Below are 10,618 nucleotides of genomic sequence, written 5' to 3'. Positions count from 1 at the left end.
ATCGGGACCACACCACGAGAGCGGAACAGTCGAGTCGGAATAAGACCGACTGTTCACTGTGTCCTCGCTATGTGCATTGCCTGGTAGAACCACAATGTGGTCTGCCAGGACTTTCAAAGGAACCTCGAACCTACCGAAGTAGGTCGGGGTATCAACGTATCTGGCGTTGACTTTTGGCACGCTGTTGAGTTCTCAAGGAACGGACGCTTCCTTTGTACTCACCGCAGAACATTTTCTGCGACTTTCCTCCGGGCGCTTCCCTTCGGTCTTGCGTTTCCGACTCTATCAGACTCTTTCGTGTCTGATTCCCGGTCGAAGCGGGCCTCGCATTTTCGCTTTCCAGTTCTTCGCTTTCGCGTTTCCCTTTCCGGCGAGTCCGACTCTATCAGATCCTTTCGGGCCCGATTCCCAGTCAGTGGGGCTTGTCTTCCCGGCTGTTGGGCCGTTCCGACGAGTGAGACATTAGCGGAATCCAGGGCCCCGACGCTAATCGGGGTCACGTTCCTTCGAACGTGGATTCCTCATTTCGCGAATGCGCACGCAGAGACGGGCGACAGGTGTCGCTCACTCGTTGTGGTTACTGCGGAATCGCTGTCCGGGGACCGACCGGGGTCGGCGCTCACGTCGGACAACTCGGAGCACATTACGGATGTGGTGCGGGCGTGTCAACCCCGGTCCTCGGTGGGCTGCGGTGGAAGGCCAGCCGGTAGTCGCGGGGGCTGGTGGCCAGGTGGGTCGCGAAGTGCTGGCGCATGGTGATCTCGCTGCCGAAGCCCGTGCGACGGGCCACCTCGGGCAGGGGCAGGTCGGTGCGTTCCAGCAGCTTCTGAGCTGCGGCGACGCGCTGGGTGATCAGCCAGCGCAGCGGTGTCGTGCCGGTGGTCGCCTGGAAGTGGCGCGCGAAGGAGCGCGAGGACATGCCGGCGCGGGCGGCGAGCTCCGCCACCGTGTGCGGTTCGGCCAGATGGGTCAGGGCGAAGGCGCGTACGGCGGCGAGGGTGTCGGCGTCGCGGTCCGTGTGCGGGGTCGGGTGCTCGATGAACTGTGCCTGGGTGCCGGTGCGGAACGGGGCCGTGACCATCGAACGCGCGATCGTCGCCGCGGTCTCGGCGCCGTGGACCGTACGGACCAGGTGGAGGCAGAGGTCGATGCCGGCCGCCGTGCCCGCCGAGGTCCAGAGATTGTCGTCGTGGACGAAGAGGGCGTCGGGAACGACGGTGACGCCTGGGTGGTGGGCGCGCAGGAGGTGGGTGAGGTTCCAGTGGGTGACCGCTCGTCGCCCGTCGAGGAGGCCGGCCTGGGCGAGGGTGAAGGCGCCTCCGCAGAGCGCGGCGATCGGCGTGGAGCGGCTGTGCGCGCGGCGCAGCGCTTCGAGGACCGGTTCCGGCGCCGGCGTCACGTGGTCGTCGAGACCCGGCACGACGATCAGGTCGGCGCGGGCCAGCCAGCTCAGTGTGCGGTCGGGGGTGAGGGAGAGTCCGCCGCGCAGCGGGATGGGCGCGGTGGCGGCCGCGGTGCGGCGCAGCTCGAAGGGCGGGACTCCGCGGTCCGTCCGGTCCACACCCCAGACCTCCGTGATGACGGAGACGTCGAACGCGCGGATGCCCGGGAAAGAGACGAGGGCGATCCGCGTGGTGGCGGCAGGGGCGGGATCAGGAGTCACGGTGGCAGTAAAGCATCGATCGATGGCTTTCCGGCCTCTGGGCCGCCGGGCGGGTGCGCGGCAGGATTTCCGTCATGGAGATCGCGGAGAACGCAGCGCTGGTAGTGGTGGACGTACAGCAGGGCTTCGAGGAGGCGGCGTACTGGGGGCCGAGGAACAATCCCTCGGCGGACGGGAACATCGCCGGGCTGATCGATGCCTGGCAGGCGAGCGGGCGTCCGGTCGCCTTCGTACGGCATGACTCGCCCAAGCCGGATTCGCCGTTGCGGACGGGATATCCGGGAAACGGCTTCAAGCCGTACGTGGCGGAGCGGCGCGGCAAGGGCGGTGGGCCCGAGCTGCTGGTGACGAAGAGCGTGAACTCGGCGTTCTACGGCACGCCGGATCTGGCGGACTGGCTGGGCGAGGGCGGGGTGCGGCAGCTGGTGGTGGCCGGTATCCAGACCAACATGTGCGCGGAGACGACGGCCCGGATGGCGGGGAACCTCGGGTACGAGGTGTTCTTCGCGCTGGATGCGACGTACACCTTCGACGGGGTGGGTCCGTGGGGGTGGACGCTCGGTGCCGAGGAGCTGGCGCGGGCCACCGCCGTGTCGCTGCACGGCGGTGGGTTCGCGAAGGTGGTGCGCAGTGCGGAGCTGATCGCCGCCGCCCAGTAGGTCAGCCGTTGCCGGAGGCGAGCTCACGGCTGCGGTCGCGGGCGGCTTCGAGGGCGGCGATGAGGGCGGCGCGTACGCCGTGGTTCTCCAGTTCGCGGATGGCGCTGATCGTGGTGCCGGCCGGGCTGGTGACGGCCTCGCGGAGCTTGACCGGGTGTTCGCCGCTGTCGCGGAGCATCACGGCGGCGCCGATGGCGGCCTGGACGATCAGGTCGTGGGCCTGGGCGCGGGGCAGGCCGAGCAGGATTCCGGCGTCGGTCATCGCCTCGACGAGGAAGTAGAAGTAGGCGGGGCCCGAGCCGGAGAGCGCGGTGGCCGCGTCCTGCTGGGACTCGGGGACGCGCAGGGTCTTGCCGACCCCGCCGAAGATCGCCTCGGTGGTGGCGAGGTGGGCGCCGGTGGCGTGGCTGCCCGCGGAGATGACGGACATGCCCTCGTCGACCAGGACGGGGGTGTTCGGCATGACGCGGACGACCGGGGTGGACTCGGTGAGGCGGTCCTCGATGAAGGCGGTCGTGATGCCGGCCGCCGCGCTGATGACCAGGCGGTCGGCGGTGACGTGGGCGGAGAGCTCGTCGAGGAGGCGGCCCATGTCCTGGGGCTTGGCCGCGAGGATCAGGATGTCGGCGCGGCCGGCGGCCTCGGCGTTGCTGACGGAGTCGACCCCGTAGCGGTTGCGGAGCTCCTCGGCGCGCTCCGGGCGGCGGGTGGTGACGAGCAGGTTCGCCGGGCGCCACCCGGCCCGGATCATGCCGCTGAGCAGGGCCTCGCCGATCTTGCCGGTGCCGAGGACTGCGACTGTCTGGGTCATGCGGTTTCACCCTCCGGGCGGTGCCGGCGGCCAGGGCGTGTCTTGAAGGCAGCGTCGTACGCCGGGCAGACGGGACTTTCACAACACGCCCTGGCGGTGCCGGCTGTTCTCGGTTCTCGTGCCCGCCATCCTCGCACCGGCCCGTCAGGTGGTGCGGCGGCGGAGGGTGGCCGCACCGAGGGCGAGTACGAGAAGGGCGCAGCCCGCCACGATCGAGACGTCGCGGATGAAGTCGCCGGTGACGTCCGCGTGGTGGAGGACCTCGTTCATGCCGTCCACGGCGTACGACATGGGCAGGACGTTCGAGATCGCTTCGAGGACGGGTGCCATCCGGTCGCGGGCGATGAACAGTCCGCAGAGCAGGAGCTGCGGGAAGATCACGGCCGGCATGAACTGGACGGCCTGGAACTCGGACGCGGCGAAGGCCGAGACGAACAGGCCGAGCGCCGTGCCGAGCAGGGCGTCGAGCACGGCGACCAGGAGCAGCAGCCACGGGGACCCGGTGACGTCCAGGCCGAGCACCCACACCGAGAGGCCGGTGGCCAGGAGCGACTGGACGACGGCGACGGCGCCGAAGGCGAGGGCGTAGCCGGCGATCAGGTCGCCCTTGCCGAGCGGCATGGCGAGGAGCCGTTCGAGGGTGCCCGAGGTGCGCTCGCGCAGGGTGGCGATCGACGTCACCAGGAACATCGTGATCAGCGGGAAGATGCCGAGCAGCGAGGCGCCGATGGAGTCGAAGGTCCGGGGACTGCCGTCGAAGACGTACCGCAGCAGCGTGATCATGACGACCGGGATCAGCAGGAGCAGTCCGATGGTGCGGGGGTCGTGTGCCAGTTGGCGCAGGACGCGGGCCGTGGTGGCCAGGGTGCGGGCGGCGCTGAGGACTGAGGTGCCGGTGGCCGGGGTGGTCCGGGGGGTCGTCGTGCTCATCGGGCGTTCTCCTGACGGGTGGCGGCCGCGTCGACCAGGTGGAGGAAGGCTTCTTCGACGGTCTCGGTGCCGGCGGCGGTGCGCAGTGCCTCGGGGGTGTCGTCGGCGAGGATCTCGCCCTCGCGCATCAGGAGCAGGCGGTGGCAGCGCTCGGCCTCGTCAATGACGTGGGAGGAGACGAGGAGGGTGGTGCCCCGGTCGGCGGCGAGGCTGTGGAAGAGGCTCCACAGATCGCGCCGGAGCACCGGGTCCAGGCCGACGGTGGGCTCGTCCAGGACAAGGAGCTCGGGGGTACCGAGCAGTGCCACGGCGAGGGAGACGCGGGTGCGCTGGCCGCCGGAGAGGGTGCCGGCGAGGGCGGTGGAGTGGCTGGTCAGGTCGACCTCGGTGATCGCCCGGGTGACGGCTTCGCGGCGGGCGTCGCGGTGCCGGCGGCCCGGCTGGAGGATCGCCGCGAAGTAGTCGAGGTTCTGCCGGACGGTGAGGTCCGTGTAGACGGAGGGCGCCTGGGTGACGTAGCCGATCCGCGGCCGGAGTGCGGGGTGGCCGGCCGGGCTGCCCAGGACGTCGAGGGTGCCGGTGACCTTGGCCTGGGTGCCGACGACGGCTCGCATCAGGGTGGATTTGCCGCAGCCGGAGGGGCCGAGGAGCCCGGTGATCCTGCCGGGCTCGACGGTGAAGCCGAGGCCTTTGAGGACGGTGCGGCTGCCTCGTACGACGGTGAGGCCGCGGGCCTCGATGGCGGCGCCCGGAGAATTCATCATGTGATGAATTCTGTCCCCGCGGCATGCCGCCGTCAAGGGAGCCGGGCGTCGCCGTGCGGTGAGGTGCGCCGGGTCAGCGGATGGCCACGCTCAGCTCGACGACATATGCCTCCTCCACGGTGCCGTCCGGGAAGACGCGCGCGAGGTGCTCGCGCTCCTCGTCGAGGAAGCGGCGGGTGGGCTCGTCGCCGAGGACCAGGAAGGCGGAGTGGCTGCCGAGGTTGGCGAGGTGGGTGGCGAGGGGGACGCGCCGGGTCCAGGGCAGCCGGCGGTGTACGAACGTGAGCTCGGGCGGCAGACCTCGGGTGCGGGCGTGCGTGCCGTGGACGCCGGTGTCCCCGGACGCGGGCCCGGTCGCGTCCCCGGCCGCGGCGGCGTCCCGCGATCCGGTCTCCGCAGCGGCGCCTGCGCCGAAGAAGCGGCGTACGCGCGCGTCCTGTCCGGCGAGCCACGGGACGTCGGGGTCGGCGACGTTCCACCACAGGGCCAGCGCGCCGCCCGGCCGCAGGACGCGCATGGCCTCGGGGGCGGAGCGCGCGGGGTCGGTCCAGTGCCAGGACTGGGCGTACGTGATCAGATCGGCCGAGGCCCCGGCGAAGGGGAGGCGGTTGCCGTCGCCCCGTACCAGCGGGACGTCCGGCAGGGTCCTGCGGAGCTCCGCCGCCATCCCGGGGCCCGGTTCGACGGCGACGACGGCGGCGCCCCGGTCGTGGAGGCGGCGGGTCGAGATGCCGGTGCCCGCCCCGACGTCGAGGGTGCGGGCGCCCCGCAGGGGCCGGCCTGCGAGTTCCTCGACGGCGGCCAGGAGGGCGTCCGGGTAGCCGGGGCGGGCCGCGCCGTACTGGGCGGCGGCCCGGTCGAACGACAGGGCGCGCGGGGTCACGGGGTCAGGGGTACTTGTAGTGGCCATGCGGCCATCGTGGCCTCGGCGGCCCTGGCGGGGCGAGGCGTTTGCGGTGTGGCGCCTGCCGCGGTGTGGCGCCTGCCGCGGCCTGGCGGGTTACTTGCGGCGGGCCTTCTTCGCCCTGGCCGTCTTGCGGGCCGCCGGATTGCCGGTCCGGGCCGACCGGCGCTTCGCGTACCGGACCTGCGCCGCCTCGTACTCCGCGCGCCGGAGCTTCTCGCCCGGGGCCTCGGAGAACGTACGGATGAAGTAGGCGAGCAGTCCGCCGATGAAGCCGATGGTCTTGAGGCCGCGCAGGTTGTCCTCGCGGGCGGGGTCGGCCGGACGGCTGCTGAAGCCCTCCCAGGTCTTGCGGAAGGCGATCGCGCTGCAGACGGCGAACATCAGGACGACCAGGATGCCGACGAAGCTGCCGACGTCGGCGATCTCCAGGCCCTGGTAGGCGAACCGGAGCACGAAGCAGGACGCGGCCGCCGCGGCGAGCGAGCCGACGGCTGCCCCGATGCGGCGGAGCCCGTAGTTGCCGTCGTGGGCGACCCAGGTCGTGCCGAAGAAGCGGATGGGCTCGGGCTGCGGACCGGGGGTCGTCGCGGTGGCACCGGCGGGCGCCGTCGCGGGCTCGGTGGTGCCGGGCGCGGTCTCGTCGGGGGTCTCGCTGTTCTCGCTCACGAGGTCGATTGTCCCAGGGCCGGGGCGGTGGCGCTGCGACCGCTCTCACGGACGCAGCGCCGTCGCACGTCAGCCGCAGTGACTCCACGGGCTCGTGTACGTGTACGTACCGGCAGCCGTCTCGATCAGGCCGCCCCACTTCACGCAGTGACTGCCCGCGGCCAGCCGGACCGGACCCGCGTAGGAGGAGTACCTTCCCTGGTCCTTGACCTGCTCCTTGCCGTCCCCGTCCACGTCGAGCCAGGCGCCGGTGGTCAGCGCCCGGCCGCTGGTGGCGGCGGAGTGGAAGGTGACCACGCAGTTGAACCTGGTGCTCGCGTTGTAGAGCAGGTAGACGCGGGCGAGTTCGGTCGACGAGTCCTTGAACACGTGCGAGTCGACCTGGGTGTACCCGGATCCGCAGACGCCGGCCGGAGTGGCGGCGGCCGGTGCGGGTGCGACCGGAGCCGCACCTGCCGGGGCCGCGCCGAGGGCCGCGAGGGCGGTGACGGCTGACGCGATGACTACTGAGCTGCGTACGGAAGTTCGCATACTCCCCCAATCATGGTCATACATGGCAAGGGGGCGAGCTTACTGCGATCGGGCAGTCACACGGAGTCGTTCTCGGGCCACGACGGGACGTCGCGGGGACGCAAACGCGTCCGGCCCCTCGCGGGAGGGGCCGGACGGTGGAGCGGGGGTGTGCGTACGGGCGTCAGCCGAGCTTGGAGACGTCGCGGACGGCGCCTCGGTCCGCGCTCGTCGCCATGGCCGCGTAGGCGCGCAGCGCCGCCGAGACCTTGCGGTCGCGGTCCTTCGGCGCGTACACGCCGTTCAGCGCCTCCCGGCGGGTGGCCAGCTCGGCCTCGGGGACCAGGAGCTCGATCGAACGGTTCGGGATGTCGATCCTGATCCGGTCACCGTCCTCGACCAGTGCGATCGTGCCACCGGACGCGGCCTCCGGGGAGGCGTGGCCGATGGACAGGCCCGACGTACCGCCGGAGAAGCGGCCGTCCGTGACCAGGGCGCAGGTCTTGCCGAGGCCACGGCCCTTGAGGAAGGAGGTGGGGTAGAGCATCTCCTGCATGCCGGGGCCGCCGCGCGGGCCCTCGTAGCGGATGACGACGACGTCGCCGTGCTCGATCTCCTTGCGGAGGATCTTGTCGACGGCCTCCTCCTGCGACTCGCAGACGACCGCCGGGCCCTCGAAGGTCCAGATCGACTCGTCGACGCCGGCCGTCTTGACGACGCAGCCGTCCACGGCGAGGTTGCCCTTGAGGACCGCGAGGCCGCCGTCCTTGGAGTACGCGTGCGCCACGTCCCGGATGCAGCCGCCGGCCGCGTCCAGGTCGAGGGTGTCCCAGCGCTCGGACTGCGAGAAGGCGGTCGCGGAACGGACGCAGCCGGGGGCGGCGTGCCACAGCTCGACGGACTCGGGCAACGGTGAGCCGCCGCGGATGTCCCAGTTCTTGAGCCACTCGGCCAGGGTGTCGGAGTGCACGGAGTGCACGTCCTCGTTCAGCAGTCCGCCTCGGTGGAGCTCACCGAGGATGGCGGGGATGCCGCCGGCCCGGTGGATGTCCTCCATGTAGTACGTGCCGCCGGGGGCGACGTTGGGCGCGACCTTGGACAGGCACGGGACCCGGCGCGAGACCTCGTTGATGTCGTCCAGGTCGTACGCCAGCTGCGCCTCCTCGGCGGCGGCCAGCAGGTGCAGGATCGTGTTGGTCGAGCCGCCCATGGCGATGTCCAGCGCCATCGCGTTGTCGAACGCGGCGCGGGTGCCGATGGCGCGGGGCAGGACCGTCTCGTCGTCCTGCTCGTAGTAGCGCTTGGTGATCTCGACGACCGTGCGGCCGGCCTCCTCGTACAGCGCCTTGCGGGCGGTGTGCGTGGCGAGGACGGAGCCGTTGCCGGGGAGGGAGAGGCCGAGGACCTCGGTCAGGCAGTTCATCGAGTTGGCGGTGAACATGCCCGAACAGCTGCCGCACGTGGGGCAGGCGTTCTCCTCGATGCGGAGCATGTCCTCGTCGGAGATGCTCTCGTCGACCGCGTCGCTGATCGCGTTGACCAGGTCGAGCTTGCGGACCGTGCCGTCCACGAGGGTGGCCTTGCCGGCCTCCATCGGGCCGCCGGAGACGAAGACCGTGGGGATGTTGAGGCGCATCGCGGCCATCAGCATGCCGGGGGTGATCTTGTCGCAGTTCGAGATGCAGATCAGCGCGTCCGCGCAGTGCGCCTCGACCATGTACTCGACGGAGTCGGCGATCAGGTCGCGGGACGGGAGGCTGTAGAGCATCCCGGCGTGGCCCATCGCGATGCCGTCGTCGACCGCGATGGTGTTGAACTCGCGGGGCACGGCGCCTGCGGCCAGGATCGCTTCGGAGACGATCCGGCCTACGGGGGCGAGGTGGGTGTGGCCGGGGACGAACTCCGTGAAGGAGTTGGCGACCGCGATGATCGGCTTGCCGATGTCCTCGCTCGCTACGCCCGAGGCCCGCATAAGGGCGCGGGCGCCCGCCATGTTGCGGCCGTGGGTGACAGTGCGGGACCTCAGCTGGGGCATCGTCTCTCGCTCCTTCGACAGAAAAGACTGATTCCGAGCGTACGCCTCCGGCGCCAGGATCTGGACGGGGTGTCCGGGATCCGGGATCGGGGGCGCCTGCGGCGGGCCTTGTCCCCTGCCCGCCCCTTCCCGTAACCGGGCGCGCCGCCCCGGACCCCGCTCCTCGATCGCCGGAGGGGCTGGATACACGCGGCCGGGGTCAGTCCGTTGTCAGGTAGCGCTGGAGGGTGGGGGCCACCATGGCGATGATCTTTTCCGGGTCCGCCGATGCCAGCGGCTCCGCCTGGATCACGTAGCGCAGTACCGCGATGCCGACCATGTGCGACGCGGCCAGCTCCGCGCGGAAGGTGGCGTCGGGGACGTCCAGCTGGTCCGCGATCCGGTCCAGGAGGCGTCGCAGCAGGAAGACGCGCAGGACCTTCGCCGCCGCCTCGTGGGTCATCGCGGAACGCATGACGGCCAGGAGCGGGGCTCGGGAGACCGGGTTCTCCCACACACCGATGAAATAGCGGGCCAGCCGCTCCCCCAGGCCCTCCGGGCTGCTGCCGAGGATGTCCGGGATCACCAGGGCCGGCTCGAAGGAGACCTCGATCGCGGCGGCGAAGACCTCGTCCTTCGTACCGAAGTAGTGGTGGACCAGCGCCGCGTCCACGCCGGCCGCCTTCGCGATGCCGCGCACCGACGTCTTGTCGTAGCCGCGCTCGGAGAACTCGGTGCGGGCCGCCGCCAGGATGCGGGTGCGGGTGTCGGGGCCGGTGCTCGCCTCGGTGCGGGAGGGGCGGCCGCGGCGTCTGGGGGGCGGGGGCGGGCCCCCGTCGCCCTCGGTCACGGTCGCGGTGTCCGGGCGGCGGGCGACGCGAGGTGCAGCCGGGTGAAGGCCAGCGCCTCGGCCAGGTCGGCCTCGCGTTCCGCGGTGGACATCGCCCGGCGGGTGTTGACCTCGACGACGACGTGGCCGCCGAAGCCGGTCCGGGCCAGCCGCTCCAGGAGCTCCGCGCAGGGCTGGTCGCCCCGGCCGGGCACCAGGTGCTCGTCCTTGCCGGAGCCCTTGCCGTCCGCGAGGTGGACGTGGGCCAGCCGGTCGCCCATCCGGTCCACCATGGCCATCCCGTCCGTGCGGGCGGTCGCGGTGTGCGAGAGGTCCACGGTGAAGTGCCGGTAGTCGTCGTTGGTGACGTCCCAGTCGGGGGCGTACGCGAGCATCTCCCGGTCCCGGTAGCGCCACGGGTACATGTTCTCGACGGCGAACCGCACGTCCGTCTCGTCCGCCATCCGCCAGATCCCGGTGACGAAGTCACGCGCGTACTGCCGCTGCCAGCGGAACGGCGGGTGGACGACCACGGTCGAGGCGCCGAGCTTCTCGGCGGCGGCGCGGGCCCGCTGGAGCTTGACCCAGGGGTCGGTGGACCAGACGCGCTGGGTGATCAGCAGACAGGGGGCGTGAACGGCCAGTATCGGCACCTGGTGGTAGTCCGAGAGCCGGCGCAGCGCCTCGACGTCCTGGCTGACGGGGTCGGTCCAGACCATGACCTCGACGCCGTCGTACCCCAGGCGCGCGGCGATCTCGAAGGCCGTCGCCGTCGACTCCGGATAGACGGACGCCGTCGACAGGGCGACCTTCGCATCCGGGATGCGCACTACTGGTTCAGCCACGCAGACAGCGTACGGGCCCC

At 71.2% G+C, this 10,618-nt stretch carries 11 protein-coding genes; 1 reads left to right on the top strand and 10 read right to left on the bottom strand.

The annotated features are described in order from the left end of the window. Positions 1-643: 643 nt before the first annotated feature. Entirely contained in the window at positions 644-1,663 is a 1,020-nt protein-coding gene (locus tag ACGFU6_RS25725; protein ID WP_393614214.1) for a GlxA family transcriptional regulator, read from the bottom strand. 74 nt (positions 1,664-1,737) lie between these two features. Between ACGFU6_RS25725 and ACGFU6_RS25720 the strand changes: the two genes are divergently transcribed. Further along, the gene (locus tag ACGFU6_RS25720) at positions 1,738-2,322 is read left to right on the top strand and encodes a cysteine hydrolase family protein (RefSeq protein WP_393614212.1); all 585 of its coding nucleotides are present in this window, start codon (positions 1,738-1,740) and stop codon (positions 2,320-2,322) included. 1 nt (position 2,323) lies between these two features. Here the strand turns inward: ACGFU6_RS25720 and proC are convergent, their stop codons facing one another. The 9 genes from proC to ACGFU6_RS25675 all read right to left on the bottom strand — a co-directional run bounded on the left by proC (position 2,324) and on the right by ACGFU6_RS25675 (position 10,598). Beyond that, entirely contained in the window at positions 2,324-3,133 is an 810-nt protein-coding gene (gene proC / locus ACGFU6_RS25715) for a pyrroline-5-carboxylate reductase (RefSeq protein WP_393614211.1), read from the bottom strand. A 144-nt stretch (positions 3,134-3,277) separates the two neighbouring features. After that, a complete protein-coding gene (locus ACGFU6_RS25710) occupies positions 3,278-4,063 on the bottom strand; it encodes an ABC transporter permease (RefSeq protein WP_393614209.1) in 786 nt (261 codons plus the stop codon). Then, positions 4,060-4,827: an ABC transporter ATP-binding protein gene (locus ACGFU6_RS25705; protein ID WP_393614208.1), complete on the bottom strand. Its 768-nt coding sequence runs from the start codon at positions 4,825-4,827 to the stop codon at positions 4,060-4,062. The genes ACGFU6_RS25710 and ACGFU6_RS25705 overlap by 4 nt, the downstream gene beginning before the upstream one ends. Before the next feature lie 73 nt (positions 4,828-4,900). Beyond that, a complete protein-coding gene (locus ACGFU6_RS25700) occupies positions 4,901-5,737 on the bottom strand; it encodes a class I SAM-dependent methyltransferase (RefSeq protein ID WP_393614206.1) in 837 nt (278 codons plus the stop codon). 90 nt (positions 5,738-5,827) lie between these two features. Continuing rightward, positions 5,828-6,400: a hypothetical protein gene (locus tag ACGFU6_RS25695; RefSeq protein WP_393614204.1), complete on the bottom strand. Its 573-nt coding sequence runs from the start codon at positions 6,398-6,400 to the stop codon at positions 5,828-5,830. Positions 6,401-6,469: 69 nt separating this feature from the next. Beyond that, positions 6,470-6,931, bottom strand: coding sequence for an acetyltransferase (locus ACGFU6_RS25690; RefSeq protein ID WP_393614202.1), 462 nt, complete (start codon positions 6,929-6,931; stop codon positions 6,470-6,472). 163 nt (positions 6,932-7,094) lie between these two features. Continuing rightward, a complete protein-coding gene (gene ilvD / locus ACGFU6_RS25685) occupies positions 7,095-8,945 on the bottom strand; it encodes a dihydroxy-acid dehydratase (protein ID WP_393614201.1) in 1,851 nt (616 codons plus the stop codon). 199 nt (positions 8,946-9,144) lie between these two features. Continuing rightward, positions 9,145-9,774, bottom strand: coding sequence for a TetR family transcriptional regulator (locus ACGFU6_RS25680; RefSeq protein ID WP_393614200.1), 630 nt, complete (start codon positions 9,772-9,774; stop codon positions 9,145-9,147). Beyond that, the gene (locus ACGFU6_RS25675; RefSeq protein ID WP_393614199.1) at positions 9,771-10,598 is read right to left on the bottom strand and encodes a sugar phosphate isomerase/epimerase family protein; all 828 of its coding nucleotides are present in this window, start codon (positions 10,596-10,598) and stop codon (positions 9,771-9,773) included. Before ACGFU6_RS25675 ends, ACGFU6_RS25680 begins: the two co-directional genes overlap by 4 nt. Positions 10,599-10,618 lie beyond the last annotated feature (20 nt).

It is taken from the genome of Streptomyces sp. NPDC048462 (assembly GCF_043200175.1).
Classification (GTDB): Bacteria; Actinomycetota; Actinomycetes; order Streptomycetales; family Streptomycetaceae; genus Streptomyces.
This window is presented reverse-complemented; position numbering and strand designations above follow the sequence as displayed.

Bases quoted from the DNA above. Each gene is read 5' to 3' on its own strand.
- ACGFU6_RS25720 (WP_393614212.1), top strand. From the start codon at position 1,738: ATGGAGATCGCGGAGAACGCAGCGCTGGTAGTGGTGGACGTACAGCAG.
- proC (WP_393614211.1), bottom strand. From the start codon at position 3,133: ATGACCCAGACAGTCGCAGTCCTCGGCACCGGCAAGATCGGCGAGGCC.
- ACGFU6_RS25710 (WP_393614209.1), bottom strand. From the start codon at position 4,063: ATGAGCACGACGACCCCCCGGACCACCCCGGCCACCGGCACCTCAGTC.
- ACGFU6_RS25705 (WP_393614208.1), bottom strand. From the start codon at position 4,827: ATGATGAATTCTCCGGGCGCCGCCATCGAGGCCCGCGGCCTCACCGTC.
- ACGFU6_RS25700 (WP_393614206.1), bottom strand. From the start codon at position 5,737: ATGGCCACTACAAGTACCCCTGACCCCGTGACCCCGCGCGCCCTGTCG.
- ACGFU6_RS25690 (WP_393614202.1), bottom strand. From the start codon at position 6,931: ATGCGAACTTCCGTACGCAGCTCAGTAGTCATCGCGTCAGCCGTCACC.
- ilvD (WP_393614201.1), bottom strand. From the start codon at position 8,945: ATGCCCCAGCTGAGGTCCCGCACTGTCACCCACGGCCGCAACATGGCG.